Source organism: Nocardioides oleivorans (genome assembly GCF_004137255.1).
GTDB classification, from domain to species: domain Bacteria; phylum Actinomycetota; class Actinomycetes; order Propionibacteriales; family Nocardioidaceae; genus Nocardioides; species Nocardioides oleivorans.
On the sequence record NZ_SDWT01000001.1, the window covers coordinates 2,678,533 to 2,704,550 of the forward strand.

A 26,018-nucleotide genomic window follows, 5' to 3' on the forward strand; every position below is an offset into this window, starting at 1 on the left:
ACCCGAACCGGCACCGGCGGGGGCGGCACGATCGCCGCCCCCGCCGCTGCGCGCCCACACCACGTCCGCATGCCACGAGAGGAGCAGAGTCATGAGTGAGCGCACCGACCGCACCCGCGCCGCGTCCCTGCCGTACCTCCTCATCACCCCGGCGGTGCTCGCCCTGTGCCTCGCGCTCGGCTACCCGCTGGTCCGCCAGGTGATGCTGTCCTTCCAGGAGTTCGGCCTCGCCCAGCAGTTCGGCACCCCACCGGAGTGGGTCGGGCTCCAGAACTACCGCGACCTGGTGACCGACGCCTACCTGTGGAAGGTCACCCTCCGCACCATCGTCTTCTGCCTGGTCAACGCGGCCGTCACGATGCTCATCGGCGTCGGTCTCGCGCTGGTCATGCGCGCGATGTCGAAGGGCGTACGCCTGCTGGCCCAGACCGGGCTGCTGCTCGCCTGGGCGATGCCCGTGGTCGCCTCGCTCACCGTGTGGCAGTGGCTCTTCGACACCCAGTACGGCGTCGTCAACTACCTGCTCACCGCGCTCGGCGGCGACTTCGAGGGGCACGGCTGGCTGCTGCGGCCGCTCTCCTTCTACTTCGTCGCGACCGTGATCATCGTCTGGATGAGCGTGCCTTTCGTCGCCTTCACGGTGTACGCCGCCCTGACCCAGGTGCCCGAGGAGCTGATGGAGGCCGCCGAGATCGACGGCGCCGGGATGGGCGAGCGACTGCGCTACGTCATCATCCCGAGCATCCGACCGGTGCTGATGGTGGTCGGCCTGCTCCAGGTCATCTGGGACCTGAGGGTCTTCGCCCAGATCTACATCCTCCAGAAGGCCGGCGGCAGCGCCAGCGAGACCAACCTCCTCGGCACCTACATCTACCGCCTCGGCATCGGCGGCGGTGACTTCGGCACGTCCGCAGCGGTCGCGATCTTCATGCTCGCGCTGACCGTCGTCCTGACCGCCCCCTACGTCCGGTCGATGATCCGGCAGGAGAGGACCCAGGCCTGATGTCCCGCACCACGACCCGCCCCACCCGGTGGCTGGCCAACGCCGTCGGCCTGATCACCTTCGTGGTCGCCGCCTTCCCGGTCTACTGGATGGTCAACAGCTCCTTCCTCGACCGCAACGAGATCCGCAACCCGGTGCCGACCTGGGTGCCCTTCGGCGGCGACCTCGACAACTTCCGCACCGTCTTCGAGACCGACCAGTTCGTCAACGCGCTGAAGATGAGCCTGATGGTCACCGGCCTCACGATCGTCGTCTCGCTCGCCTTCGCGTTCGTCGCCGCGGTCGCGGTCTCGCGCTTCCGGTTCAAGGGCAGGATGTCGTTCATCGTCACGTTGCTCGTGATCCAGATGATCCCGGTCGAGGGACTCTTCATCTCCCAGTACAAGATGCTGGAGACGATGGAGCTGCTCAACACCGTGGTCGGCCTGACGATCGTGTACGTCGCCGGCGTGCTGCCCTTCACGATCTGGACCCTGCGTGGCTTCGTCGCCGGTGTGCCCTACGAGCTCGAGGAGGCGGCCATGATGGACGGCTGCACCCGCATCCAGGCCTTCTTCCGGGTCACCTTCCCCCTGCTCGCGCCGGGGCTCGTCGCGACCGGGGTGTTCGGCTTCATCCAGGCGTGGAACGAGTTCACCCTCGCGCTGGTCGTGATGACGCGCGAGGAGAAGCGCACGCTCCCGCTGTGGCTGTCGACCTTCACCGACGTCAACAGCGGCACCGACTGGGGCGGCATCATGGCGGGCTCGACGCTCATCGCGGTCCCGGTCATCATCTTCTTCCTCATCGTCCAGGGCCGGATGGTCAGCGGCCTCACCGCCGGGGCGGTGAAGGGGTGATGACCGAGACGACGACGTACGACGTCCGCACCCTCGCCCTGCAGGTGCAGCTGCCCGGCTTCCACGGGACGGCGCTGCCCGACGACTACCGCGCGCTGCTGGCCGAGGGGCTCGGCGGGATCTGCTACTTCGGCAGCAACACCGCCGGCGGTCCGGACAGCACCAGGGCCCTGAGCGCCGCGATCGCCGCGGCCAACCCCCTCGCCGTCATCGCCGTCGACGAGGAGGGTGGCGACGTCAGCCGCCTCCACACGCTCGAGCCGAGCCCGGTGCTCGGCGCGGCGGCCCTCGGGGGCGCGAGCGACCTCCGGCTGACCGAGGCCGTCGGTCGCTGGATCGGCCACGAGCTCGCGGACGTCGGGATCACCCTCGACCTCGCGCCCGTCGCGGACGTCAACTGCAACCCCGCCAACCCGGTCATCGGCACCCGGAGCTTCGGCACCCGGGCCGACGACGTGGCCGCCCACGTGTCGGCCTGGACCCGCGGGCTCCAGGCCACGGGGGTCTGCGCCTGCGCGAAGCACTTCCCCGGCCACGGCGACACCGCCACCGACAGCCACCTCGCGCTGCCGCGGATCGACGTCGACGCCGCGACGCTCGCCGCCCGTGAGCTCGTGCCCTTCGCCGGCGTCGTGCAGGCCGGCATCGCCTCGGTCATGACCTCGCACATCGTCGTGCCCGCCATCGACCCCGACCGGCCGGCGACCCTGAGCCCGGCCGTGCTGCGTCTGCTGCGCGAGGACCTCGGCTTCGACGGGGTGATCGTCAGCGACGCCCTCGACATGGCCGGCGCCTCCGCCGAGACCGGCATCCCGGAGGCCGCCGTGCTCGCGCTCGCCGCGGGCTGCGACCTGCTCTGCATCGGTCCCGACAAGCCGGCCCCGCTCGTCGAGGAGATCCGCGAAGCCGTGGTCCGGGCGGTCGACGACGGCCGGCTGCCGCTCGAGCGCCTGGCCGAGGCTGCGGCCCGCGTGCGGGTGCTCAGCGTCCTCGCCTCCGAGGTCGACCTCGCCGTGCCGGACGAGCGCTGGCAGGCCGAGGCCGCCGCCTTCGCCATGACCGTCGACGGCGAGCTGCCCGACCTCACCGGCGCCGAGGTGGTCAGCGTCGACACGGTCGCCAACATCGCCGTGGGCGAGGTCGCCTGGGGCATCACACCGGACCACCGGGTCGACCCGGAGGCGCCGGCCGTGCCCGACGGCGTGCCCCTCGTCGTGCAGGTGCGCGACGCCGGGCGTCGCCCCGAGCTGCTGGCCTTCCTGCGCTCGCTGGCCGAGGCGGGACGCACCGCCGTGGTCGTGGAGTGGGGCTGGCCGGCGGCGTACGACGTCGGGCTTGCGAGAATCAGCACGCGCGGCTCGTCGGCACCCGGCGTCGCCGCGGTGACCGAGCTGTTGCGAGAGGCAGGGTGGACGCGGTGAGGCCCGCACTGGCAGGGACGCGATCGGTCGGTCTCGACATCGGCGGGACCAAGACCCACGGCGTGGTGCTCGGCGAGGACGGCGAGATCGTCGCCCAGGCCCGCAAGTCCACGCGGTCCGGCGCCGAGGGCGTCGTCGAGAGTGCGGCGCGCGTGTTCGAGGCCCTGACCAAGGAGATCGGCGAGCCACTGATCTGCCGCGTCGGCGTCGGGGTGCCCGGGCTGGTCGACACCGAGCGCGGGACCCTGCGCCACGCGGTGAACCTCGGCGTCAATGGCGACGACCTGCCGCTGCGCGACCTGCTCGCCACGCGGCTCGGGGTGCCGGTGGCGGTGGAGAACGACGTCAACGTGGCCGCGCTCGCCGCCCGCGCCCTGGTCGAGGCCGACGACGTCGTCTACCTCAGCGTCGGCACCGGACTGGCCGCCGGACTGGTGATCGACGGACGGCTCCGACGAGGCGAGCACGGCGCGGCCGGCGAGATCGGCCACCTGCCCATCGACCCCACCGGCACCGAGTGCGGCTGCGGCCAGGTCGGCTGCCTGGAGACGATCGCGTCGGGCCGTGCGCTCGCGCGCGCCTGGCCCACCCCGGACGGCCCACCGGCGGCCGACCTCTTCGCTGCCGCCGCCGACGGCGACGTGAAGGCGATCGCCGTGCGCGACCGGTTCTGCTGGGGCGTCGCGTGCGCGATCCGTGCCCTCGGCCTCACCATCGATCCCGAGCGCATCGTGCTCGGCGGTGGGGTCAGCGAGGTCGGCGAGCCCCTGAGGGTGGAGGTGGTCCGCCAGCTACGGTCGCTGGGGGAGGGGTCGCCCTTCCTCGCCTCGCTCGGCCTGGCCGACCGGCTCAGCATGGTGCCGCAGCACTACCCGCTGGCGACCGTCGGCGCCGCGATCCTGGGGAGGGACTGATGGAGGTCGTACCACTCGACAGCGCCGAGGCCGTGGGTGCGCTCGCCGCCGACACCTTCGAGGCGCTGGTGCGCAGCAAGCCCGACGCCGTCCTCGGACTGGCGACCGGTTCGAGCCCGCTGCCGACCTACGAGGAGCTGGTCCGGCGGCACGCGGCCGGCACCGGTCCGTCGTACGACCGGGTGCGCTGCTTCACCCTCGACGAGTACGTCGGGCTGCCCCTCGGCCACCCGCAGACCTACCGCGAGACGATCTTCGCCGAGGTGACCGACGGCCTCGGCATCGACCGCGGGCGCGTGGCCAGCCCCGACGTCGACCCGGCCGGTCTCCCCGGTGCGGGAGCGCGCTACGAGGCCGCCCTCGTCGACGCCGGGGGAGTCGACGTGCAGGTGCTCGGCATCGGCAGCGATGGCCACCTGGCCTTCAACGAGCCGGGCTCGTCGCTCGTCTCGCTGACCCGGCTCAAGACGCTGACCGACCGCACGCGGCAGGACAACGCGCGCTTCTTCGACTCGATCGACGAGGTTCCGCGGCACGTGCTGACGCAGGGACTCGGCACCATCGGCCGGGCGCGCCACCTCCTGCTCGTCGTGTCGGGCGAGGGCAAGGCGCAGGCCGTGGCCGACGCCGTCGAGGGACCGGTGTCGGCCTCGTGCCCGGCGTCGGTGCTCCAGCTGCACCCGCACGTCACCGTCCTGCTCGACCCGGCTGCGGCGTCGAGGCTGTCGCGGGGCGACTACTACCGCGAGGTCTACGCCGGCAAGCCGGACTGGCAGGGGCTCTGACCCGGTTCGACCGGGCCGACTAGGGTCTGCGCGTGGAATCCGGACTGTGGGTCGACGTCCTGCTGGTGCTTGCCTTCGTGCTGGTCGGCGGTGTCTTCGCCGCGACCGAGATGGCGCTGGTGTCGCTGCGCACCGCCCAGGTCGACCGCCTCGAGCGAGAGGGTGGGCGCGGGCACGCGGTCGCGGCCCTCGCGCGCGACCCGGGACGGTTCCTGTCAGCGGTCCAGATCGGCGTCACCGTCGCGGGGTTCTTCTCGGCGTCGTTCGGCGCGTCCACGCTCGCCCCGTCGTTCGCCCCCGTCTTCGACGGACTGGGCCTGCCGGGGCCCGACACCGTCTCGCTGGTGGTGACGACCCTGGTCGTGTCCTACCTCTCGCTCGTCCTCGGCGAGCTCGTCCCGAAGCGCCTGGCGCTGCAGCGCTCCGAGGGTGTCGCCAAGCTCTTCGCACCGCCGCTCGGCAAGTTCGCCGTGGTGATGCGACCCGTCATCTGGCTGCTGTCGCTGTCGACGAACGTGTTGCTCCGCCTGCTCGGCGGCAACCCCGACGCCGCCGGCGACGAGGTCGACGAGGAGGAGCTCCGGATCATGATCTCGGGGCACGAGGACATCCCCGAGGGCGAGCGCAAGATCGTCGACGACGTCTTCGACGCGGGTGACCGCTCGATCAGCGAGGTGATGAAGCCGCGTGGCGACGTGGTGTTCCTGCGCGGCGACATGTCGCTCGCCGACGCCGTCTCGGTCATCGTGGGCGAGCCCTACACGCGCTACCCGGTGACCGGGCAGTCCTTCGACGAGATCCTCGGCTACCTCCACCTCCGCGACGTGCTGGGCCGCAGCGACGACGGCGCGACGCCGGTCTCGGCCATCGTCCGCGACCTCCCGGTGCTGCCGCGCACCAACCGGGTGCTGCCCTCGATCGACCAGCTGCGCAACCTCGGTGCGCACATCGCGCTCGTCGTCGACGAGTACGGCGGCACCGACGGCATCGTCACCCTCGAGGACCTGATGGAGGAGCTCGTCGGGGAGATCCAGGACGAGTACGACCGCGACGCCGAGACGGCTGCGGCGGCAGACCCCGAGACGATCGACGCCGGGCTCACGATCGAGGACTTCGCCGACCGCACCGGCGTCGAGCTCGAGGACGGCCCCTACGAGACGGTCGCGGGCTTCGTGCTCCACCGCCTCGCCCGGATGGCCGACAGCGGCGACCGGGTGGCGGTCGGCGACCGGGTGCTGGAGGTCGCCGAGCTCGACGGCCACCGCATCACCCGCGTACGACTCCACGCACCGGTGGCGGACGGCGAGCCGCACGCCGAGCCGGACGTCGCCCCGGGTACGGGTACGGGCACGCCCGGGGACTGAGGGGAATGCGCGCGACGCCGGTGGGCGTTGGCACGTATGATCGACTCACAACTCAAGAGGGGCTGATCGGTTTCGACTTGGGACGTTAGTTCCAGGGGAAGCGGGTCGAGAAGCCAGCGTCATCTCGTTAACGATCGCTGGAAACCTATAGTTGCCAACTCCAAGCGCAACGACTTCGCTCTCGCTGCCTGAGCAGTGATCGAAGGGTCTGACCGGGCATCCGTCTCCGTCCCGGACCCAGGCCTCATCTAGGAGACTTGCTGGTCACTCTCTGTCAGGAGGGGTGATCGGGACTCAATCCTGACTGAGCCTGTCGGCGACGTGTCTGTGCGAGCGCCGGGGCCGAGAAAAGCGACAGCACTGACTGCACCCGGAGAAGACCTGGTTCGACGCTCGAGGACCGGGGTTCGATTCCCCGCAGCTCCACCCACCTCTGGCCGACGTGGCCCGCGCTGATGCGCGGGCCACGTCGGTTGCTCATTTTCCGCGCGGCCACGCCATGCGGGGCGGGGCTGCGCCACCCGCACCCCTGCTCCCGGGGCCGCTGGATCCACCGGAGTAAGTTGAAGATGTGACTACTTCCTACGCACGCGTGTCCGGTGTCTCCCAGGTCGAGCTGGTCGAGGAGGAGTCGCCGCCGTCGCTGCCCGCGGGTGCGGTGGAGGTCGACATCACCTACTGCGGCGTCTGCGCGACGGACACGCACAACTACACGTCCGGCGGGAAGGTGCCGCCGGCGGTCTTCGGCCACGAGTGGACCGGTACCGTGCGACGGGTCGCCGACGACGTACGCACCGTGTCGGCCGGGCAGCGCGTCATCGCCTGCGTCGGGCCGGCCTGCGGCACCTGCGCGATGTGCGTCGCCGGCCACGCCGAGCACTGCGACACCGCCTTCGCCGAGGCCAACGGCGTCACCCCGGACTCGCCGGTGCACGGCGGCTTCGCCGAGTCGATCGTCGTGTCCGCCCGCCGGGTGATGCCCGTGGTCGACGGACTGTCGGACGTCCAGGCCGCGCTCGTCGAGCCGACCGCGGTCACCTTCCACGCCGTCAAGCGCGTGCGCCAGCAGCTCGGCGCGGTCGTCGTCGTCCAGGGCGCCGGGCCGATCGGGCTGCTGGCCGCCCAGCACGCGCGGCACGCGGGCGCCGGCCGGCTGTTCGTCGTCGAGCCGAACCCCGAGCGCCGCCGCGCGGCCGAGGAGCTCGGGTTCACCGACGTCGTCGAGCCGGGCGAGGGGTTCCGCGCGCAGCTGCTCGAGGCGACGAGCGGTCTGGGCGCCGACGTGCTCTACGAGTGCACCGGTGCGGCCGCGCTCCTCCAGCCGTCGGCCGAGCTGGTCCGCCGTGGCGGCACGCTCGCGCTGCTCGGCTTCCCGATGACCGACTCCACGGTGAGCTACGGCGACTGGCAGGTCCGTGAGCTGACGATCGTCGGCTCGCTGGCCTACAACCACGCGGACTTCCTCGGCGCGATGCGCGCGATCGCCGACGGCTCGGTCGTCGTCGACTCCCTGCACACCGGCACCATCGGTCTCGGGGAGCTCGCCGCGACGATGGACGAGCTCGACTCAGGGAAGACGACGCAGGCGAAGGTGCTCGTCGACCCCCGCCGCTGACACCTCGGGGTCCGGGTCGGGATCCGGGTCGGGGTGCAGGATCCCGGCCAGCACCTCGATGCCCTCGACGAGTCGCGGACCCGGCCGGGCGAAGAGGCCGTCGGCGTCCACGGCCCACACCGGCGTGCCGGGGAAGTGCTCGCGCACGTCCTCGGCGAGCGCCGCGCTGCCCTCGACGTCGTAGCCGCACGGAGCGCACACGACGACGTCGGGTCGTGAGGCCGTGGCGTCGTCCCACGTGATCCGGCTCGAGCGGGTGCCGGCGACGCCCAGCGACGGGATCCCTCCGGCGAGGTCGACCATCTCGGGGATCCAGTGCCCGGGGGAGTACGGCGGGTCGGTCCACTCGAGCACCAGCACACGTGGCCGGTCGCGGCCCTCGACCCGCGCGGCGACGGCGGCCAGCCGGGCGCGGAACGAGGCGACGACCTCCTCCGCCTCCGTGGCGTAGCCCGTGAGGCGGCCCACCTCGGTGATCGTGTCCAGCACGTCGTCGAGGGTGTGGGGGTCGAGCGTGGCGACCTCGGCCCGGCAGCCGAGGTACGACAGCGCCTCGTCGACCGTCCCCACGTCGATGGCGCAGACGGCGCACAGGTCCTGGGTGACGACCAGGTCGGCGTCGATCTCGGCGAGCGCCCCGGCGTCGAGCCGGTAGAGGTCGTCGCCCGCCCGAGTCGCTGCGGCGACGAAGTCGTCGATCTCCCTGGGCGCCAGGCCCTCCGGCATGGCGGAGGTCGACACGATGCGCCGCTCGCGCGCCGCGGGTGGGTGGTCGCACTCGAAGGTCACCCCGACCACGTCGTCGCCGGCCCCGACGGCGAACAGGATCTCCGTGGCTGACGGGATGAGCGAGACGATGCGCATCCGTCGACCGTAGGTCAGTCGTCGAAGACGTTCCAGCAGATGCTGCTGCGGCGCGCCTGGTCCTCCAGCACGAGGCTGCGCGCCGCGTCGGGCAGGCGGGCGCGCTGCCAGGCGCGCTCGGCGAGTCGCGTCGCGTCCGACTCCGTCGGCGGAGCGGCCGCCACAGCGGCCTTGATGGCGTACGCCGCCGCCCCCAGGTCGTGCTCGGCCACGTGCGCGACCACGGCGGCCTGCCCGGCGGCGTACGCCGCGAAGCGTGGGGCGCCCGACAGCTCGCGGGCGGCGCCCATCGCGTGCCCGCCCACGGCGCGGGTCGTCATCATCGCGGCCTCGCCGCGCGCCCAGGCGCGGGCTGCTTCGATGGCCTCGCGGGGACGCGGGTCGTCCGGACGCTCCGTCTCGAAGAGGGCGAGGACGTGCTCGGCGCACTCCGCGGCCCACAGGGCGAGGAGCCGGTGGTGGTCGTCGCCCAGGCTCCCTCCGCGTCGGACCGTGACCAGCCTCGGATCGCGGACCTCGGGCAGGATCATGGGGCGACGGTAGTGCCGGAGCGGCACCGGGTGTCGCCGTGCACACCCCGGGCGAGTAGGAATGACAGGTGACCCACGACCCGACGGACCACTTCGTCCACGTGCGGGGGGCCAGTGAGAACAACCTCCGCGACGTCGACCTCGACCTCCCCCGCGACGCGATGGTGGCCTTCACCGGCGTCTCGGGGTCCGGCAAGTCGTCCCTCGCCTTCGGGACCCTCTACGCCGAGGCCCAGCGGCGCTACTTCGAGTCCGTCGCCCCCTACGCCCGCCGGCTGCTGCAGCAGGTCGGGGCACCGCACGTGCGGGAGATCACCGGGCTGCCGCCGGCGGTGGCCCTCCAGCAGCGTCGCGGCGCGCCGAGCTCGCGCTCGACGGTCGGGACGCTGACGACGCTGTCCAACCTCCTCCGCATCCTCTACTCGCGGGCCGGCACGTATCCCGAGGGGGCTCCGAGGCTGGCCGCAGAGGCCTTCTCGCCGAACACGGCGGCCGGGGCCTGCCCCACCTGCCACGGGCTGGGGGAGGCCCACGACGTCGCCGAGGACCTCCTCGTGCCCGACGAGTCGCTGAGCATCCGCGACGGGGCGATCGCCGCGTGGCCCGGCGCCTGGCAGGGCAAGAACCTGCTGCGGGTGACGAAGGCGGTCGGCATCGACGTCGACGTGCCGTGGCGCGAGCTCGACCGGAAGGACCGGGACTGGTTGCTCTACACCGACGAGCAGCCACGCGTGCTCATCGACCGGCGCGGCGAGGCCGACGACACCACCGGTCGCGACTACCACGGCACCTTCTGGAGCGCCCGCAAGCACGTGCGCCACACACTGGCCGACACCAAGAGCCAGATGATGCGGGACAAGGCGATGCGCTTCGTCCGCAGCACCGTCTGCCCGGCCTGCCACGGCACCGGCCTGCAACCGGAGTCGCTGGCGGTCACCTTCCGCGGGCGGAGCATCGCCGAGACCAGTGCGCTCACGTTCGTCGACCTGGTGACGCTGCTCGGCCCCGAGGGCGAGGGCAGCGAGGGCGATGAGGGCGGTGAGGGAGAGGTGGCGAGGCGCCTGACCCAGGACATCGTGGAGCGCGTCGAGGTCCTCCTCGACCTGGGCCTGGGCTACCTGGCGCTCGGTCGGGGCTCGACGACGCTCTCGCCGGGCGAGGCCCAGCGCCTCCGGATCGCCACCCAGCTGCGCTCGGGGCTCTTCGGCGTCGTCTACGTCCTCGACGAGCCGTCAGCCGGTCTGCACCCTGCCGACGCCGAGCCCCTGCTCGACGTGCTCGACCGGCTGAAGGGCTCGGGCAACTCGCTGTTCGTCGTGGAGCACGACCTCGACGTCGTACGCCGTGCCGACTGGATCGTCGACATCGGCCCGGGGGCCGGCGAGGCAGGGGGACAGGTCCTCTACTCCGGCCCGGTCGCAGGCCTCGAGGAGGTCGAGGACTCGGTGACCGGGGCGCACCTCTTCGGTCGCGTCGCACCCCTCGAGCGCCACGGTCGCACCCCGCACGGCTGGCTCCACCTGCGCGGCGTCAGCCGCCACAACCTGACCGACCTGTCCGTCGACCTCCCGCTCTGCGTGCTGACCGCGGTCACCGGGGTCTCGGGCTCGGGCAAGTCCACCCTCGTCACGCAGGTGCTCGCCGAGCTCGTGCGGCGCCACCTCGGGCAGGCGCCGGACGACGCCGAGGACAGCGAGCTCGAGATCGACGTCCACGACGTGACCGGCCTGGAGTCGTTCGACCGCCTGGTGCGCGTCGACCAGCGCCCCATCGGCCGGACCCCCCGGTCCAACCTCGCGACCTACACGGGCCTGTTCGACGCGGTCCGCAAGGTCTTCGCCGCGACGCCCGAGGCGACGGCGCGCGGCTACGGCGTCGGCCGGTTCTCCTTCAACGTCGCCGAGGGTCGGTGCGAGACCTGTCAGGGCGAGGGCTTCGTCTCGGTCGAGCTGCTCTTCCTGCCCGGCACCTACGCGCCGTGCCCGACGTGCCGCGGCGCGCGCTACAACGCCGAGACCCTCGAGATCACCTGGCACGGCCTGACCATCGCCGACGTCCTCGGTCTGACCGTGGAGCAGGCGGCCGAGGTCCTGGCCGGGACGCCGGCGGCCGCCCGCAGCCTCCAGACCCTGCGCGAGGTGGGGCTCGGCTACCTGCGCCTGGGGCAGCCGGCCACCGAGCTCAGCGGCGGCGAGGCGCAGCGCATCAAGCTCGCGACCGAGCTGCAACGCGCCCGTCGCGGTCACGCCCTCTACCTGCTCGACGAGCCCACCGCCGGCCTGCACCCCGCCGACATCGCGCTGCTGCTGCGCCAGCTGCACCGACTCGTCGACGCCGGCAACACCGTGGTGCTCGTGGAGCACGACCTGGACACCGTCGCCACGGCTGACTGGGTCATCGACCTCGGCCCCGGCGGTGGCGACCAGGGCGGTCGGGTGGTGGCCACAGGGACACCCGCCGCCGTCGCGGGGACGCCGGGCAGCGCGACCGCGCCCTACCTGGCCCGCCACCTGGACCGTCACCGAGGCCGTCACCCGGACCGGGGGGAGTCATGACCGTCCGCGGCGGGCACACTGGTGCGGTGGCCGACTGCGTGTTCTGCCGGATCGTCTCGGGCGAGCTGCCCGGTCACGTCGTGCTCGAGACCGACGACTTCATGGCGTTCCTCGACACCCGACCGGTGTTCAAGGGGCACGTCCTGCTGGTGCCGCGCGAGCACGTCGAGACCCTGCCCGAGCTGCCCGACGAGCTGGGAGCCGGGTTCATCAGGGCCTCCCAGCGGCTGGCCACCGCCGTCAAGGAGGGGCTGGGCGCGCAGGGCTCGTTCGTGGCGATCAACAACACCGTGAGCCAGTCGGTGCCGCATCTCCACCTCCACGTCGTGCCGCGCACCAAGGGCGACGGGCTGCGGGGCTTCTTCTGGCCGCGCACGAAGTACGCCGACGGCGAGGCGGAGGACCACGCCGGACGGCTGCGGTCGGCGCTCGCCGGCTAGTGGGTGGGGCTCAGTCGAGCTGGGTGTCGAGCGGACGGACCTCGACGCGGGTCGACTCGTCGAGTGCCGCGCGGAACGTCCAGGGCTCGGCCCGGCGTCGGAGCGGGTTGCCGGTCGCCACCGCGGCGATCACGAAGGCCGCCGCGCCGACGACGACCCCGGCCAGGACGTCGACGAAGAAGTGCCAGCCGAGGTAGACCGTGGCCACCATCGTCAGCCCGAGGAAGCCCCAGGCCACGACGCGCAGGATCGCCGGGAGACGCATCGCCTCCACCACGAGGCAGAGGGTGACCATCACCGCGACGTGGAGCGAGGCGAAGGCCGCGATCGTCTGGACCGTGTGGGTGTCCCACGGCCCGGCGAGCACCTCGATCCGGTCGGAGAGGAGCGTGTCGCGCACGGCGGTGTTGGGCGTCCGCGCCAGCGAGGCGAACCACTCGGGGGAGGAGTACGTCGGCCCGAGCGAGGGGACCGCGTAGTAGAGGATCGCGCCCAGGCACCAGTCCACCGAGATTGCGGTGACGTACCAGGCGCCGTAGACGGACCGGCGCGTCCAGACCAGCGCCACGGCCAGGCTGGCGGGCACGAGCCCGATCCAGATCAGGTAGACCGCAGCCACGACCCAGTTGGCCCACGTCGTGCCGAGCACGTCGTGGAGCACGACGGCGGGGTCGTGGCCGAGCCACAGCAGCCGGTCTAGCCTGGCGAGCTCGGGGTCGGCGAGGCGGTCGGTGACGAAGGGGACGTAGCTCTTGAGGTTCCGGAACGCCACGTAGGCGACGTACCAGGTCACCAGCCCGCTCAGGGTGAAGCGGATCTGGTCGCGGGTCCACCGCTCGACGGCCACCACGCGCAGGGTCGTCGACCCCGGCGATCCCGAGCGCCAGGCGAGCAGCGCCCAGCGGGCGAGGATGTCCAGGACGACGGCTGAGCCGACGATCACCGGGAGCCGGAACCACGTCGGCAGGTTGGCCCCGTCGGGGTCGCGGATGGGCAGGTGGTGCTCCCACGCCACCAGCACTGCGGCCAGGGCCATCGCTGCGGCCACCACGGCGGCCGCCCTGAATTCCCCTCGTCGCACCTGCACACCGTAGCCATGTCCGCGCGCGCCCGGGCACGGGGACGTCCGCGGGGGCCTGGTGGAACGGTCGGTCTAGGGTGACAGTCGCACTGTCATCCACGCGTCAGGAGTCATCGAGATGGGTCGTTTCGACCACCGCGTCGCCGTCATCACCGGAGCCGCCCGGGGCATCGGCTTCGGCATCGCCCAGCGCTTCGCGAGCGAGGGAGCCTCGATCGCGATCCTCGACCTCGACGAGGCCGCCGCCCAGGAGGCCGCCGGCCGGCTCGACCTGACCGATGGCGCCTCGGCGGTCGGCATCGGCTGCGACGTGGTCGACTCCGCGGCGTCGGAGGCCGCCGTGCAGCGCGTGGTCGACGAGCTCGGTGGCATCCACGTCCTGGTCAACAACGCCGGGATCACCCGCGACAACCTGCTCTTCAAGATGACCGAGGACGACTGGGACCTCGTCATGGGGGTGCACCTCAAGGGCGTCTTCAACATGACCAAGGCGGCGCAGTCGCGGTTCGTGGAGCAGAAGTACGGCAAGATCCTCAACCTCTCGAGCGTCTCCGCGCTCGGCAACCGGGGCCAGGCCAACTACTCCGCCGCCAAGATGGGGATCCAGGGCCTGACCCGCACGCTCGGCATCGAGCTCGGTCCCTACGGCATCACCGCCAACGCGATCGCCCCCGGCTTCATCGTCACCGAGATGACCGACGCGACCGCGCGACGGCTGAAGATGGAGCCCGAGGAGCTGCAGCGGCTCAACGCCGAGGCCACGCCCGTCCGCCGGGTCGGCCAGCCCGAGGACATCGCCGCCGCCGCTGCGTTCCTCTGCAGCGACGATGCGTCCTTCATCACAGGCCAGACGCTCTACGTCGACGGGGGCCGCAAGCTCGGCTGAGCGTGAAGTCGAGTAGATCGCTCGACTTTGAGTGACCCAGGTCACGGCTCCGCTCCGCCCCTCCGGCGAGGCCGGGCCGTGGTGCGTTTGCGCCCCCGGAGGCCGTCTGTCACGTTGTTGGGCGGCCTTCGAGGCCCAACCGCCCCGGCAACGCCGAGTCCTGCCCGGCCGGGGCGTCCCCCGAGACAGCTCGAGGGCAGGAGTGGGGGACCCACAGGTTCCACTGCCGATCCGCGCACGCCGCAGGTCGGCTCGGGGCGAAGCCACCACCGGTGGCGGGGCACTTTCCAGCCCCAGCCCGACAGCTCACCTCACAGGCGTGGGAAAGGAACCACACGCATGCCTGCGATCACTCGTACGGCGCGAGCCGGCGCGCTCGCGCTCGCCGGACTCGGCCTCACCGCATCGACGATGACCGCCCTCCCGGCGACTGCCGCCCCGACCGGCGCCGACGCGACCTCGACCACGGTCGCCACCAGGGACAAGCACCACCAGTCGGCCAAGGACCGCAAGAAGAAGCGAGAGAGGCGCGAGCGCCGGGCCGCCAGGCGCCTCGACACCCGCGTCCTCGGCGCCCTCGGCACCGCCATGCGCCAGCGCGGCGACGCCTACGCCTACGGCGCCGCCGGACCGAGCGCCTTCGACTGCTCCGGTCTCGTCTACTACAGCTACCGCCGCGCCGGCTTCCCCGTGCCGCGCACGTCGGGTGCCCAGGCCGGCTACACCACGCGCATCGCGAAGGAGGCGATGCGCCCGGGCGACCTGATGTTCTTCTACGGCTCCGGCGGCGTCTACCACGCTGCGGTGTTCCTGCGCTGGGTCCGCGGGCACGCCCTCATGGTCCACTCGCCGGGCTCCGGCCAGCGGGTCCAGGTGGCCGTGCCGTGGACGTCGTCGTGGTTCGGTGGGACCTTGCGTCGCTGACCTAGCCTGTGGCGCGCCTACCCCGATCGGGGTGGGCGCGCCACCACACTTTTACGACAACACCCCCGTTTCCCCCGCTCGAACGGAGCCACCCGTGCGTCACCGTCCCCACCTCTCCTCGTCCCGAGCCGTGGTCGCCACGCTCGTCGCGGCCTCGCTCCTGCTCGCCGGCTGCGCCGGCGGCACGGACGAGGAGGAGCCGAGTGACGCCTCGTCGTCCGAGCCGACCGCCGAGACGAGCGCGCCGCCGGAGCCGACGTACTGGCCCCTGACCGGCCTCGAGCGCACCGGCAAGGCGCCCAAGCACCCGGTGATCGTGACGAAGGTCGACAACACCTCCTCGAGCGCGCCGCAGGTCGGCCTGGGCTCGGCGGACCTCGTCGTCGAGGAGCTCGTCGAGGGCGGCTACACCCGCCTGGCCGCGTTCTACTACTCCCAGGTCCCGGCCGACATCGGGCCGGTGCGTTCGATGCGCGCAAGCGACATCAGCATCGTGCCCGAGGGAGCGACCGTGGTGACCAGCGGCGCCGCGCAGATCACCATCAACCGGATCAACGCCGCCGGGATCCCGTGGATCACCGAGGGCGCCGCCGGCGTCTACCGCGACAACTCGCGCTCGGCGCCCTACAACCTGTTCGCCCACCTCGCGGAGATCTCCAAGCGTCTCAACGCGAAGGAGGAGCCGCCGGCCTACCTGCCGTGGGGCACCGAGGCGGACCTCCCGAAGGGCGGCAAGGCGACGAGCCTGACCGCCGACTTCGGCAACCACTCCACCTCCTGGCAGTACCAGGGCGGCACCTACGTCAACACCAACTCCTACGCCGCGCAGGGCGACCAGTTCCCGGCCGACTCCGTGCTCGTGATGCGCGTGAAGGTCGGTGACGCGGGCTACCGCGACCCCGCCGGCTACCCGGTGCCGGAGACCAAGTTCGAGGGCACGGGCGCTGCACTGCTCTTCCACGGCGGGCGGGTCGTGCGCGGCACCTGGGAGAAGGACGGCCTGACCGGGGCGATCCAGCTCTCCACCAAGGACGGCGAGCTCACCGTCCCCGCCGGCCACGTGTGGGTCGAGCTGGTGCCGGCCGTCGACGGCAACATCACCTTCACCAAGTAGCAGTTCGCGTCAGGCCCCGGTCGAGGGCCCGTCGACACCGGCCTCCAGCAGCTGCTGGAGGCCGGCCATGACGAGGCCGATCGCCCTCTCGACGCGCACCGCCGCGGCGGCGGGGTCGTCACTCGCCGCCACCGCGGTGCCGGCGGCCGACACCGCGCCGAAGAAGATCCGCGCGAAGGTGCCGAGCATGGCGTCGTCGAGCGCCCAGGCCTCGCGGCCCAGCACCGACCGCACGATCTCGTCCACGAGGGCGTACGTCGACCGCTCCTCCTGCTCGCGGTAGCGCTCGTGGCCCAGCACCGAGGGTCCGTCGGCGACGACGATCTGGCGGTAGCCCGGCTCCTGCACCGCGGTCAGGAACGCGCGCAGCCCGGCCTGCGCGCTGGCCCACGCGTCGTCGCCACCGTCGGTCGCCGCCGTGATGCCGGTGGTCGCGCGCTGCTCCACGCGCTCGAAGGCGGCCTCGAAGACCGCCTGCTTGCCGCTGAAGTGGTGGTAGAGCGCGCCCTTGGTGACGTCGGCGGCGGCGGCGATCGCGTCGAGGGACGTGGCGGCGTACCCGTGCCGGGTGAACAGCTGCTCGGCGACGTCGACCAGCGCGCTCCTGGTCGAGGCCGAGTGGCGCTCGCGCCGGTTCGTCATCGGTGCAGCCTAGGTGACCCCGCTCACAGGTGGGGCCGTCCCACCATCGGTCGCCTGACATAGTGGACGACATGGTGTTGTCCTCGGGAATGCTGCTGGTGGCGTCGCCTGCGCTCCAGGACCCGAACTTCGCCGAGACGGTCGTGCTGCTGCTCGACGTCAACGAGGACGGTGCGTTGGGCGTCGTGCTCAACCGCCCCTCGCAGGTGCTGGTGGCAGACGTCCTCGAGCCCTGGCACGACGTGGTGGCCGAGCCGGAGGTGCTCTTCCGCGGCGGCCCGGTCGGCACGGACGGCGCACTGGCGGTGGCGCGCCTGCGCGACCCGGAGGACGCCCCGGTCGGCTGGCGTCCGGTCGACGGCCCCGTCGGCATGGTCGACCTGGACACCCCGACCGAGCTGGTCGACGGATCCGTGTCCGCGATGCGGGTCTTCGCCGGCTACGCCGGGTGGGGTGCCGGGCAGCTCGACGGTGAGGTGGAGCGCGGGGACTGGTACGTCGTCCACGCGGAGTCCTGGGACGCGTTCCGCGTCGACACGACCGGGCTGTGGCGCGACGTGATGCGACGCCAGCCGGGCATGCTCGCCTGGCACGTGAACCGGCCCGTCGATCCGGACATGAACTGATGTCCCGGTTAGGCTTGCCCATCATGAGCACCATCGGATTCTCGCCTGGCAGCCAGACGGTCGAAGAGCGACAGACGGTGCCCACCGACGAGGGCGACCACGAGCGGTTCTCGCACTACGTCCCCAAGGACAAGCTCACCGAGGCGATGGTCCTGGGCACCCCCGTGATCGCCCTGTGCGGCAAGGTCTGGGTGCCCTCGCGCGCTCCCGAGAAGTTCCCTGTCTGCCCGGACTGCAAGGAGATCTGGGAGTCGATGAAGCCTGGTGGCGACGACTCCGGTTCGGGTCCCGAGGCGTGACCGGGCGGCCTGAGCTGCCGCTGCCCCCCGCGTGGCCCGACCGGGCCGCCTGGGGCACCGCGCCCTCCCTCCGTGCCTGGCAGCAGGCGGCGATGGACACCTACCAGTCGCGGCAGCCGCGCGACTTCCTCGCCGTCGCGACCCCCGGCGCCGGCAAGACCACCTTCGCGCTGACGGTCGCCGCCGACCTGCTGAGCCGGCGCGTCGTCGACCGGATCACCGTCGTCGCGCCGACCGAGCACCTCAAGACCCAGTGGGCCGAGGCCGCGGCGCGGGCCGGCATCCCGATCGACCCGACGTACTCCGCCGGGAAGGGCAAGACGTCCGACGACTACGTCGGGATCGCGGTGACCTACGCCGGGGTCGCGGTCAACCCGCTCGCGATGCGCATCCGCACCGAGCGCTTCAAGACGCTCGTCATCCTCGACGAGATCCACCACGCAGGCGACGCCCTGTCGTGGGGCGAGGGCGTCCGCGAGTCGTTCGACCCGGCCACCCGCCGGCTCGCGCTGACCGGGACGCCGTTCCGCTCCGACATCAACCCGATCCCGTTCGTCAGCTACACCCCCGGCGACGAGGGCATCCCGACGTCGGCGGCCGACTTCACCTACGGCTACGCGCACGCGCTCGCCGACCACGTCGTGCGCCCCGTGCTCTTCATGGCCTACTCCGGCGAGATGCAGTGGCGCACCCGCGCCGGCGACGAGGTGGTCGCCCGGCTCGGCGAGCCGCTCACCAAGGACATGCACGCCCAGGCGCTGCGCACCGCGCTCGACCCGAAGGGGTCCTGGATCCCGGCGGTGCTCGAGGCTGCCGACAAGCGGCTCTCGGAGGTACGACGCCACGTGCCCGACGCCGGCGGGCTGGTCATCGCCGGAGACCAGGAGAGCGCGCGTGCCTACGCGGCGATCCTGAAGAAGGTCTCCGGGGAGGCGCCCACCGTCGTGCTCTCGGACGAGAAGGGCTCGTCGAGGAAGATCGAGAAGTTCACCCACTCCGAGGACCGCTGGATGGTCGCGGTGCGGATGGTCTCCGAGGGCGTCGACGTGCCGCGGCTCGCCGTCGGGGTGTGGGCCACGACGGTCTCCACGCCGCTCTTCTTCGCCCAGGCCGTCGGCCGATTCGTGCGTGCCCGGTCGCGCGGCGAGACCGCGTCGGTGTTCTTGCCGTCGGTCCCGCACCTGCTCGAGTTCGCCTCCGACATGGAGGCCCAGCGCGACCACGTGCTCGGGCGCCGGGTCAACGACGAGGACGACATCTTCGCCGCCGAGGAGGGCCTGCTCGCGGAGTCGCAGCAGGGCGAGGGCGCGTCCGACGAGCTCGAGATGTCGTGGGAGGCGCTCGGCTCGACCGCGTCCTTCGACCACGTGCTCTACGAGGGAGCCCAGTTCGGCCACTCGGGCGAGGTGCACGTCGGGTCGGAGGAGGAGATGGACTTCCTCGGCATCCCCGGCCTGCTCGAGGCCGACCAGGTGCGCGAGCTGCTGCACTCGCGGCAGAGCGAGCGGGCCCGCAAGCAGCGGACCGAGGGCAAGGTCGACCGGGTCGTCGAGTCCGTCGAGCAGCTCAGCACCCACCAGCAGCTCGGGGTGCTGCGTCGCGAGCTCAACGGGCTCGTCGCCGCGTGGCACCACCGGACCGGCCAGGCCCACGGCATCACCCACGCGGCGCTCCGCAAGGAGTGCGGTGGACCGCCCGCGGCGGTGGCCAACGCCGAGCAGCTCAGCGAGCGGATCAACCGGATCCGCGAGTGGGCGATGCGCCAGTCGAGCTGATCGGGTCAGATCTGCTCGAGGTGGCCTAGATTGGTCGGATGGCCTCGGAGACCTCGCAGACGCTCGACCGTGGGCTCCGGGTCCTGCAGGTGCTGGCCGGGAGTCCCGAGGGCCTGACGATCACCGAGCTGTCGGCCCGCCTCGAGGTCAACCGCACCGTCGTCTACCGGCTGATCAGCACCCTCGAGCAGCACGGGCTGGTGCGCCGCGACGCGCGCTCGCGCCTGTTCGTGGGCCTCGGGGTGCTGCACCTGGCGAGCGGCGTGCAGCCGCTCCTGCGCGACCTGGCGATGCCGGTGCTGCGACGGCTCGCGGAGTCGATCGGCTCGACGGCGCACCTGACCGTCGCCGACGGCGACGAGGCCCTGGCGCTGGCCGTCGTGGAGCCGACGTGGACCGACTTCCACGTGTCCTACCGGGTCGGCGCCCGGCACCCCGTCACGCAGGGCGCGGCCGGCAAGGCCATCGGGCTGCTCGACGGCGAGGGGGCGGCGTACGCCGTCACGATCGGCGAGCTCCAGTCGGGCGCCCGGGGGCTGGCCTCACCCGTGCGCGGCGTCGACGGGCTGCGCGCGAGCGTGGGCATCGTGACGCTCGACGAGTCGATCGACGAGGACGTCGTGGCGCCGCAGGTGATCGCGGCCGCGCGCGAGGTGGCCGAGCGGCTCAGCTGAAGGGCCTGACCCCCGGCCCGGGTCGGGCGGCGACGTCGCGCCGACCGGTGACCTCGTGCCCGTCGCGGCAGCGCAGGACCACCTCGACCTCGGCGCCGCAGCCGACGTGCTCGAACTCCACCGGCGAGCCCTCCGGGTCGGCGAGGTAGCGGTCGCCCCAGGCGCGCACGGCCACCAGGACGGGGTAGAGGTCGAAGCCCTTCTCCGTCGGGCGGTACTCGTGGCGCTCGCGCTGGCCCGGCTCGCGGTAGGGCACGCGACGCAGGATGCCGGCGTCGACGAGGAGCGCGAGCCGGTTCGTCAGCACCTGGCGCGGGATGCCGGAGTGGCGGCGCATGTCGTCGAAGCGGCGCACGCCGTTGAAGACCTCGCGCAGCACGACCATGGTCGAGCGCTCGCCGAGGACCTCCATCGTCCGTCCGACCGTGCAGTTGTCGGTGGACCACTGGAGGGCCGCGGGAGCGCCGGGGGTCGTCGCCGTCATGGCCGTCACCCTAGGTCTTGTTGACAGACTCAGCAAGGGAGTGCTTCGCTGGATCCATGACGCAGACCCAGCAGCCGGCGCCCGGGTTCGAGACCGAGAGCCGCACCTTCACGTGGGCCACGCCGGGCCAGGGCGACCTCGCGGCACTGCTCGAGCTCGACGGGCTCGGCCAGCTGCACGCCATGCGCGACGGGCTGATGCCGCCGCCGCCGATCATGGCGACCCTCGGCTTCACCGACCTGCGGGCCGAGCGCGGGCGCGTCGTCGCGGAGATGCCGGCCGCCGAGTTCCACTACAACCCGCTCGGCGGCGTCCACGGTGGCGTGATCGCGACGCTCCTCGACACCGGGACGGGCTGCGCCGTGCACTCGACCCTGGCCGTCGGTGAGCTCTACACCTCGGTCGACCTGACGGTGAAGTTCCTGCGCCCGGTGACGGTGGACTCCGGCCTGCTCACGTGCGAGGGCACGGTCATCCAGCGCGGTCGTCGTACGGCGCTCGCCCAGGCGCAGCTCACCGACGGCGCGGGCAGGCTGGTCGCCCACGCCACGTCGACCTGCCTGATCATGCGTCCGGGCGAGTAGCCGCTGCCGCCAGCGGCACGACGCGGTAGGGGATCTGCGTCGCGAGCGCGATCACCGTGGTCGAGCGATCGATGCCGGGCTCGGTGAGGACCAGGTCGATCACCCGCTGGAGGTCGGCGTTGGACCGGGCGACGACGCGCGCCCACATGTCACCGGCACCGGTGATCGTGAAGGCCTCGAGCACCTCGGGGATGTCCGCGAGGTGGTGCGCGACCGCGTCGTGGCCCGCGCCCTGCCGGATCTCCAGCGTCAGGAACGCCGTCACGGGGTAGCCGATCGCCTCGGGGGAGAGGTCGGGCCCCCAGCCGGTGATCACGCCAGCGGCGGTGAGCTTGTCCAGGCGCGCCTGCACCGTGCCGCGGGCGATGCCGAGCCGGCGGCTGGCCTCCAGCACGCCGAGCCTGGGCTCGTTGGCGAAGAGCTCGATCACCTTGCCGTCGATCTCGTCCACCTGGTCGCCCTCCGTCATACAACATGCTCAGCATTTCGACGTACTGTTGCACACCTTGCCGTGACTGGGCAGAGTTCGACCCATGACGACGACTGACATCGCCTCGACCGGTGGCGCCCTGACCGTGGACGAGATGAAGGCCGACCTCTCCCTCGAGCAGCTGCAGCAGCTCGTCGGGCTCGTCGAGTACGACGCCGAGTCCGACCCGTTCCCGGTCACCGGCTGGGACGCGATCTGCTTCGTGGTCGGCAACGCCACGCAGGCCGCCCACTACTACGCCTCGGCGTGGGGCATGGAGCTCATCGCCTACTCGGGCCCGGAGAACGGCAACCGCGACCACAAGTCGTTCGTCCTCAAGTCCGGCTCGATCAAGTTCGTCCTCAGCGGCGCCGTCTCGCCCGACAGCGACCTGATCGCGCACCACGCCAAGCACGGCGACGGCGTCGTCGACATCGCGCTCGAGGTGCCCGACGTCGACCAGTGCATCGCCCAGGCGCGCCAGGCCGGCGCGACCGTCGTGCGCGAGCCGGAGGACGTGACCGACGAGCACGGCACCGTCCGCATCGCCGCGATCGCGACCTACGGCGAGACCCGCCACACCCTCGTGCAGCGCACCGTCGACGGGGTGGCCTACGCCGGGCCCTACCTCCCCGGCTACGTCGCGGCGTCCCCCTCGTGGGCGAAGAAGGACGGCCAGCCGAAGCGGATCTTCCAGGCGCTCGACCACATCGTCGGCAACGTCGAGCTCGGCCGGATGGACGAGTGGGTGCAGTTCTACAACCGCGTCATGGGCTTCGTGAACATGGCCGAGTTCATCGGCGACGACATCGCCACCGACTACTCCGCGCTCATGTCGAAGGTCGTCGCCAACGGCAACCACCGCGTGAAGTTCCCGCTCAACGAGCCGGCGATCGCGAAGAAGAAGTCGCAGATCGACGAGTACCTCGAGTTCTACAACGGCCCCGGTGCCCAGCACCTCGCGGTCGCGACCGGCGACATCCTCGCCAGCGTCGACGCCCTGCGCGCCAACGGCGTGGAGTTCCTCAACACCCCCGACTCCTACTACGAGGACGACGAGCTGCGCGCGCGCATCGGCCAGGTCCGGGTGCCGATCGAGGAGCTGCAGAAGCGCGGCATCCTGGTCGACCGCGACGAGGACGGCTACCTCCTGCAGATCTTCACCAAGCCGCTGGGCGACCGGCCCACGGTCTTCTTCGAGCTCATCGAGCGCCACGGCTCCCTCGGCTTCGGCAAGGGCAACTTCAAGGCGCTCTTCGAGGCCATCGAGCGCGAGCAGGACGCCCGCGGCAACCTCTGAGGTGTCTCGGGGCGGTGAGTGAGCCACGTTCCTGAGCCTCCGAGCGTGGCTCACTCACCGCCGCTGCGCATGTCGACGTACGACACGCAGGCGGGCGGTGCGTCAGCCACGATTCGGGGGCCGAGAACGTGGGCCACTCACCGCCCCTCGAGGCCCCTAGGCTGACACCCATGATGATCCGACCGGCCGAGCTGGCCTCGATCAAGGCGGGCACCATCGACCTGGCGTTCCGCCGGTGGGCCAGGCCGCGGGTGGTCGTCGGGACCCGGATGCGGACGTCCGTCGGCGTCATCGAGGTCACGAGCGTCGAGCAGGTGAGCGTCAGCAGCCTCAGGGCCGACGACGCGCGCCGCGCGGGCGCCGCCTCGCTGGCGGCGTTGAAGCAGGGTCTCGCGGCGCGGCCGGAGGACCCGGCGTGGCGCATCGGAGTGGCGTACGCCGGACCCGACCCGCGCGAGGCCCTGCGGTCCGCCGTGCCGACGGCCGACGAGCTCGCCACCATCCTCGCCCGGCTGGACCGTCTCGACGCGTCGTCGGCCTCCGGTGCCTGGACGCGCGAGACCCTCGACCTGATCGACCTCAACCCCACGGTCCGCGCTCCCGACCTGGCGGCTCAGGTGGGCCGGGAGACCCCGGACTTCAAGAAGGACGTGCGCAAGCTCAAGGAGCTGGGGCTCACCGAGTCGCTGGCGATCGGCTACCTGCTGTCGCCGCGGGGTGAGGCCGTCGTCGACGCGGGCCTTCCCGAGCCGCGGCTCCGCACACCGCGTGAGCAGGGCACCCAGCTGCCCCGCTCGATCGGAGCGCCTGCGACCCGAGCCCTCCGCGAGGCCGGCGTGACCACGCTCGAGCAGGTGGCGGCGTACTCCACCGAGGAGCTCGCCGCCATGCACGGAGTCGGGCCGATCGCGATCGCCCGACTCCGTGAGGCGCTGGCCGAGCTGTAGGTCGGCGCAGCGGGGTCAGGCGAGGTCGCCGACGAGCTCGCTCTCGGCCTCGGTCACGCCGTGCTCGGCCGGGCTCGCGCCGAGGGCGTCGCTGATCGTGCGCGAGCCGGCCGCCACGATCACGACACCGACGGCGACGGCCGCCGCACCGAACCAGAACGGGGCGTGGAGGTCGATCTTCTCCGCCAGCTTGAGGGCGACGAACGGACCCACGGCGCCGCCGGTGAAGCGGACGAAGGAGTACGCCGCCGACGCGATCGGCCGCTCGACGGGAGCAGCGCCCATGACGGCCTCGGTGACGAGGGTGTTCGTGACGCCGAGGAAGGCGCCCGCGGCGATGATCCCGGCGGTCACGACGGGCTCGTGGTCCGCGCCGAGCGCCATCACCGCGAGGTCGAGCGCGAAGAGGGCGAGCACCGCGGTCAGCGTCGGGAGCGTGCCGAACCTGCGCTGCAGGCGGGGCGCGAGCCACACCGAGGTGAAGGCCAGCAGCAGGCCCCAGCCGAAGAACGTCCAGCCGATGCCCATGATCGAGTACGACGGCAGCGCGAACGGGCCGGCCGCCATGAGGGTGAAGAAGCCGAGGTTGTAGAAGATCGCGACCAGGGCGAGCAGGAGCAGGGCGCGGTGGCGCAGGGCGCGGAACGGGTCGAGCAGCGAGGTCGGACGTCCGGTCGGGGGAGTCGACGGCAGGAAGATCGCGGTCGCCACGAGCGCGACGGCCATCAGCACGGAGACACCGAAGAACGGACCGCGCCACGAGATCCCGCCGAGCAGGCCGCCGATGAGCGGTCCGGAGGCGATGCCGAGACCGAGCGCGGCCTCGAACAGGATGATCGCCTGGCCGACGGGGCCGGCGGAGGCGCTGACGATGGTCGCCAGCGCGGTGGCGACGAAGAGTGCGTTGCCGAGGCCCCACCCGGCGCGGAAGCCGATGACCGCGCCGACGCTGCCGGACATCCCGGCCAGGCCGGCGGAGACGATGATGAGCGCGAGGCCGGCCAGCAGCGTGCGCTTCGGGCCGATCCGGCTGGAGACGACGCCGGTGACGAGCATCGAGACGCCCATGACGGCCATGTAGCTGGTGAAGAGCAGCGAGACCTGGCTCGGGGTGGCGTCGAGCTTGGCCGCGATCTCCTTGAGGATCGGGTCGACCAGGCCGATGCCCATGAAGGCGATGACGCAGGCGAAGGCGACGGCCCAGACGGCGCGAGGCTGCTGGAGGATCGAGCCGGTCCCGGTGGCCGGGGTGTCCGGAGTGGTGGTGCTGGTGGATGGGCTGCTCACGGGGTGGTGTCCTCCTGCAGCTCTGGGCTGCTGGTCAGGTCGAGGACGTCCCGGAGCACCGCGACGGTGGTCGCGACCTCCTCGGCGGTGTGGTGGGTCTCGGCCAGCCGGGCCATGACGAGCTCGGCGTTGGCCCGGCGGATGCGCGCGAGCTCGGCCCGGCCGGAGCCGGTGAGCACGACGACGTGCGCTCGACCGTCGGTCGGGTGCGGCTCGCGGTCGACGAGACCCTGCTCGAGCAGCGTCTTGACGGTGCCGGTCATCGTCGGCTGGCTGCACCGGTCGGCCGCCGCGAGGGCGGTCACGCCGACCGGACCGAGCTCGTCGAGCAGCGAGAGGGCACGCGTCCCCGCAGGGTGCTCGAGCTCGCGCCGCACGGCGCGGGTCAACCGGGCGGCCAGCACGACGAGGTCACTGGCGAGCGCGGGCAGGGAGTCGGTCACGACCTCCAAGATACATAGAAAACCTATGTAGATCTACCGTTGGTGACTCATTCCACTGTCAATCACTGAACTTGTCGGCCTGTGCACCGCCTGACAACTTCAGTGATCCCCGGCTGACCGGGGATCACTGAGGGATCACGCGAGGAGGGGGGT

27 protein-coding genes, 1 other RNA gene and 1 riboswitch are annotated in these 26,018 nt (G+C 72.1%); of the genes, 20 read left to right on the forward strand and 8 right to left on the reverse strand.

The window, feature by feature from the left end:
- The first annotated feature begins 91 nt into the window (after window positions 1-91).
- The 8 genes from EUA93_RS12785 (at window position 92) to EUA93_RS12820 (ending at window position 7,941) form a co-directional block, all read left to right on the forward strand.
- Window positions 92-1,003, forward strand: a complete 912-nt coding sequence (locus tag EUA93_RS12785; RefSeq protein WP_129400486.1) for a carbohydrate ABC transporter permease — start codon at window positions 92-94, stop codon at window positions 1,001-1,003.
- Complete coding sequence (locus EUA93_RS12790; RefSeq protein WP_129400487.1) at window positions 1,003-1,842, forward strand: carbohydrate ABC transporter permease; 840 nt, start codon at window positions 1,003-1,005, stop codon at window positions 1,840-1,842. Before EUA93_RS12785 ends, EUA93_RS12790 begins: the two co-directional genes overlap by 1 nt.
- The gene (locus EUA93_RS12795) at window positions 1,842-3,263 is read left to right on the forward strand and encodes a glycoside hydrolase family 3 protein (protein ID WP_129400488.1); all 1,422 of its coding nucleotides are present in this window, start codon (window positions 1,842-1,844) and stop codon (window positions 3,261-3,263) included. The genes EUA93_RS12790 and EUA93_RS12795 overlap by 1 nt, the downstream gene beginning before the upstream one ends.
- Window positions 3,260-4,177: an ROK family protein gene (locus EUA93_RS12800; protein ID WP_207208679.1), complete on the forward strand. Its 918-nt coding sequence runs from the start codon at window positions 3,260-3,262 to the stop codon at window positions 4,175-4,177. Before EUA93_RS12795 ends, EUA93_RS12800 begins: the two co-directional genes overlap by 4 nt.
- A complete protein-coding gene (locus EUA93_RS12805) occupies window positions 4,177-4,962 on the forward strand; it encodes a glucosamine-6-phosphate deaminase (protein ID WP_129400489.1) in 786 nt (261 codons plus the stop codon). Before EUA93_RS12800 ends, EUA93_RS12805 begins: the two co-directional genes overlap by 1 nt.
- A gap of 32 nt (window positions 4,963-4,994) precedes the next feature.
- Complete coding sequence (locus EUA93_RS12810) at window positions 4,995-6,326, forward strand: hemolysin family protein (protein ID WP_129400490.1); 1,332 nt, start codon at window positions 4,995-4,997, stop codon at window positions 6,324-6,326.
- A gap of 58 nt (window positions 6,327-6,384) precedes the next feature.
- Window positions 6,385-6,755, forward strand: a transfer-messenger RNA (tmRNA) gene (gene ssrA / locus EUA93_RS12815).
- Window positions 6,756-6,897: 142 nt separating this feature from the next.
- Window positions 6,898-7,941 carry a zinc-dependent alcohol dehydrogenase gene (locus EUA93_RS12820; RefSeq protein ID WP_129400491.1) on the forward strand — a complete coding sequence of 348 codons (1,044 nt, stop codon included), beginning with the start codon at window positions 6,898-6,900 and terminating at the stop codon, window positions 7,939-7,941.
- Here EUA93_RS12820 and EUA93_RS12825 read toward each other — a convergent pair.
- A complete protein-coding gene (locus tag EUA93_RS12825) occupies window positions 7,894-8,805 on the reverse strand; it encodes an ABC transporter substrate-binding protein (RefSeq protein WP_129400492.1) in 912 nt (303 codons plus the stop codon). The genes EUA93_RS12820 and EUA93_RS12825 overlap by 48 nt on opposite strands.
- A gap of 14 nt (window positions 8,806-8,819) precedes the next feature.
- On the reverse strand, window positions 8,820-9,335 hold the full coding sequence (locus EUA93_RS12830) for a putative immunity protein (protein WP_129400493.1): 516 nt from the start codon (window positions 9,333-9,335) through the stop codon (window positions 8,820-8,822).
- A gap of 68 nt (window positions 9,336-9,403) precedes the next feature.
- Here EUA93_RS12830 and uvrA point away from each other — a divergent pair, with 68 nt between their 5' ends.
- A complete protein-coding gene (uvrA, locus tag EUA93_RS12835; protein ID WP_129400494.1) occupies window positions 9,404-11,890 on the forward strand; it encodes an excinuclease ABC subunit UvrA in 2,487 nt (828 codons plus the stop codon).
- Window positions 11,891-11,916: 26 nt separating this feature from the next.
- Window positions 11,917-12,330: an HIT family protein gene (locus EUA93_RS12840; protein WP_242497355.1), complete on the forward strand. Its 414-nt coding sequence runs from the start codon at window positions 11,917-11,919 to the stop codon at window positions 12,328-12,330.
- Window positions 12,331-12,340: 10 nt separating this feature from the next.
- Here the strand turns inward: EUA93_RS12840 and EUA93_RS12845 are convergent, their stop codons facing one another.
- Window positions 12,341-13,411: a phosphatase PAP2 family protein gene (locus tag EUA93_RS12845; RefSeq protein ID WP_129400496.1), complete on the reverse strand. Its 1,071-nt coding sequence runs from the start codon at window positions 13,409-13,411 to the stop codon at window positions 12,341-12,343.
- Between the two features lie 118 nt (window positions 13,412-13,529).
- Between EUA93_RS12845 and EUA93_RS12850 the strand changes: the two genes are divergently transcribed.
- From EUA93_RS12850 to EUA93_RS12860, 3 genes are all read left to right on the forward strand, one after another.
- On the forward strand, window positions 13,530-14,297 hold the full coding sequence (locus EUA93_RS12850) for an SDR family NAD(P)-dependent oxidoreductase (RefSeq protein WP_129400497.1): 768 nt from the start codon (window positions 13,530-13,532) through the stop codon (window positions 14,295-14,297).
- A gap of 177 nt (window positions 14,298-14,474) precedes the next feature.
- A riboswitch (cyclic di-AMP (ydaO/yuaA leader) is annotated at window positions 14,475-14,630 on the forward strand.
- 6 nt (window positions 14,631-14,636) lie between these two features.
- On the forward strand, window positions 14,637-15,221 hold the full coding sequence (locus tag EUA93_RS12855) for a C40 family peptidase (protein ID WP_129400498.1): 585 nt from the start codon (window positions 14,637-14,639) through the stop codon (window positions 15,219-15,221).
- 94 nt (window positions 15,222-15,315) lie between these two features.
- Entirely contained in the window at window positions 15,316-16,335 is a 1,020-nt protein-coding gene (locus EUA93_RS12860) for a DUF3048 domain-containing protein (RefSeq protein WP_165355153.1), read from the forward strand.
- Window positions 16,336-16,344: 9 nt separating this feature from the next.
- Here EUA93_RS12860 and EUA93_RS12865 read toward each other — a convergent pair whose 3' ends face one another.
- Entirely contained in the window at window positions 16,345-16,977 is a 633-nt protein-coding gene (locus tag EUA93_RS12865; RefSeq protein ID WP_129400500.1) for a TetR/AcrR family transcriptional regulator, read from the reverse strand.
- Between the two features lie 71 nt (window positions 16,978-17,048).
- Here EUA93_RS12865 and EUA93_RS12870 point away from each other — a divergent pair, with 71 nt between their 5' ends.
- The 4 genes from EUA93_RS12870 to EUA93_RS12885 are packed head-to-tail and all read left to right on the forward strand — an operon-like array spanning window position 17,049 to window position 20,351.
- Window positions 17,049-17,603, forward strand: a complete 555-nt coding sequence (locus tag EUA93_RS12870; protein WP_129400501.1) for a YqgE/AlgH family protein — start codon at window positions 17,049-17,051, stop codon at window positions 17,601-17,603.
- A 23-nt stretch (window positions 17,604-17,626) separates the two neighbouring features.
- Window positions 17,627-17,902 carry a DUF3039 domain-containing protein gene (locus EUA93_RS12875; protein WP_129400502.1) on the forward strand — a complete coding sequence of 92 codons (276 nt, stop codon included), beginning with the start codon at window positions 17,627-17,629 and terminating at the stop codon, window positions 17,900-17,902.
- The gene (locus EUA93_RS12880; RefSeq protein ID WP_129400503.1) at window positions 17,899-19,677 is read left to right on the forward strand and encodes a DEAD/DEAH box helicase; all 1,779 of its coding nucleotides are present in this window, start codon (window positions 17,899-17,901) and stop codon (window positions 19,675-19,677) included. The genes EUA93_RS12875 and EUA93_RS12880 overlap by 4 nt, the downstream gene beginning before the upstream one ends.
- 38 nt (window positions 19,678-19,715) lie before the next feature.
- Window positions 19,716-20,351: an IclR family transcriptional regulator gene (locus tag EUA93_RS12885; protein ID WP_129400504.1), complete on the forward strand. Its 636-nt coding sequence runs from the start codon at window positions 19,716-19,718 to the stop codon at window positions 20,349-20,351.
- Here EUA93_RS12885 and EUA93_RS12890 read toward each other — a convergent pair.
- Window positions 20,344-20,835, reverse strand: coding sequence for a winged helix-turn-helix transcriptional regulator (locus EUA93_RS12890; protein WP_129400505.1), 492 nt, complete (start codon window positions 20,833-20,835; stop codon window positions 20,344-20,346). The genes EUA93_RS12885 and EUA93_RS12890 overlap by 8 nt on opposite strands.
- Before the next feature lie 56 nt (window positions 20,836-20,891).
- Here EUA93_RS12890 and EUA93_RS12895 point away from each other — a divergent pair, with 56 nt between their 5' ends.
- Window positions 20,892-21,419, forward strand: coding sequence for a PaaI family thioesterase (locus EUA93_RS12895; protein WP_129400506.1), 528 nt, complete (start codon window positions 20,892-20,894; stop codon window positions 21,417-21,419).
- Here the strand turns inward: EUA93_RS12895 and EUA93_RS12900 are convergent.
- Window positions 21,400-21,888: an Lrp/AsnC family transcriptional regulator gene (locus EUA93_RS12900; protein WP_129400507.1), complete on the reverse strand. Its 489-nt coding sequence runs from the start codon at window positions 21,886-21,888 to the stop codon at window positions 21,400-21,402. The two genes, EUA93_RS12895 and EUA93_RS12900, sit on opposite strands and share 20 nt — an antisense overlap.
- A gap of 64 nt (window positions 21,889-21,952) precedes the next feature.
- On the opposite strand from EUA93_RS12900, the gene hppD reads away from it, so the two are divergent.
- Both hppD and EUA93_RS12910 read left to right on the forward strand, forming a co-directional pair.
- Window positions 21,953-23,188 (forward strand): 4-hydroxyphenylpyruvate dioxygenase, encoded by a 1,236-nt coding sequence (gene hppD / locus EUA93_RS12905; protein ID WP_129400508.1) that lies wholly within the window; start codon window positions 21,953-21,955, stop codon window positions 23,186-23,188.
- Window positions 23,189-23,358: 170 nt separating this feature from the next.
- Window positions 23,359-24,135, forward strand: a complete 777-nt coding sequence (locus EUA93_RS12910; RefSeq protein WP_129400509.1) for a helix-hairpin-helix domain-containing protein — start codon at window positions 23,359-23,361, stop codon at window positions 24,133-24,135.
- 15 nt (window positions 24,136-24,150) lie between these two features.
- Here EUA93_RS12910 and EUA93_RS12915 read toward each other — a convergent pair whose 3' ends face one another.
- Complete coding sequence (locus EUA93_RS12915) at window positions 24,151-25,422, reverse strand: MFS transporter (protein WP_242497356.1); 1,272 nt, start codon at window positions 25,420-25,422, stop codon at window positions 24,151-24,153.
- Window positions 25,419-25,865: a MarR family winged helix-turn-helix transcriptional regulator gene (locus EUA93_RS12920; RefSeq protein ID WP_242497357.1), complete on the reverse strand. Its 447-nt coding sequence runs from the start codon at window positions 25,863-25,865 to the stop codon at window positions 25,419-25,421. The genes EUA93_RS12915 and EUA93_RS12920 overlap by 4 nt, the downstream gene beginning before the upstream one ends.
- Window positions 25,866-26,018: the final 153 nt, after the last annotated feature.

Coding starts and splice junctions, on each gene's coding strand:
- EUA93_RS12785 (WP_129400486.1), top strand. CDS start 92: ATGAGTGAGCGCACCGACCGCACCCGCGCCGCGTCCCTGCCGTACCTC.
- EUA93_RS12790 (WP_129400487.1), top strand. CDS start 1,003: ATGTCCCGCACCACGACCCGCCCCACCCGGTGGCTGGCCAACGCCGTC.
- EUA93_RS12795 (WP_129400488.1), top strand. CDS start 1,842: ATGACCGAGACGACGACGTACGACGTCCGCACCCTCGCCCTGCAGGTG.
- EUA93_RS12805 (WP_129400489.1), top strand. CDS start 4,177: ATGGAGGTCGTACCACTCGACAGCGCCGAGGCCGTGGGTGCGCTCGCC.
- EUA93_RS12825 (WP_129400492.1), bottom strand. CDS start 8,805: ATGCGCATCGTCTCGCTCATCCCGTCAGCCACGGAGATCCTGTTCGCC.
- EUA93_RS12830 (WP_129400493.1), bottom strand. CDS start 9,335: ATGATCCTGCCCGAGGTCCGCGATCCGAGGCTGGTCACGGTCCGACGC.
- EUA93_RS12850 (WP_129400497.1), top strand. CDS start 13,530: ATGGGTCGTTTCGACCACCGCGTCGCCGTCATCACCGGAGCCGCCCGG.
- EUA93_RS12855 (WP_129400498.1), top strand. CDS start 14,637: ATGCCTGCGATCACTCGTACGGCGCGAGCCGGCGCGCTCGCGCTCGCC.
- EUA93_RS12865 (WP_129400500.1), bottom strand. CDS start 16,977: ATGACGAACCGGCGCGAGCGCCACTCGGCCTCGACCAGGAGCGCGCTG.
- EUA93_RS12870 (WP_129400501.1), top strand. CDS start 17,049: ATGGTGTTGTCCTCGGGAATGCTGCTGGTGGCGTCGCCTGCGCTCCAG.
- EUA93_RS12875 (WP_129400502.1), top strand. CDS start 17,627: ATGAGCACCATCGGATTCTCGCCTGGCAGCCAGACGGTCGAAGAGCGA.
- EUA93_RS12885 (WP_129400504.1), top strand. CDS start 19,716: ATGGCCTCGGAGACCTCGCAGACGCTCGACCGTGGGCTCCGGGTCCTG.
- EUA93_RS12890 (WP_129400505.1), bottom strand. CDS start 20,835: ATGACGGCGACGACCCCCGGCGCTCCCGCGGCCCTCCAGTGGTCCACC.
- EUA93_RS12895 (WP_129400506.1), top strand. CDS start 20,892: ATGACGCAGACCCAGCAGCCGGCGCCCGGGTTCGAGACCGAGAGCCGC.
- EUA93_RS12900 (WP_129400507.1), bottom strand. CDS start 21,888: ATGACGGAGGGCGACCAGGTGGACGAGATCGACGGCAAGGTGATCGAG.
- hppD (WP_129400508.1), top strand. CDS start 21,953: ATGACGACGACTGACATCGCCTCGACCGGTGGCGCCCTGACCGTGGAC.
- EUA93_RS12910 (WP_129400509.1), top strand. CDS start 23,359: ATGATGATCCGACCGGCCGAGCTGGCCTCGATCAAGGCGGGCACCATC.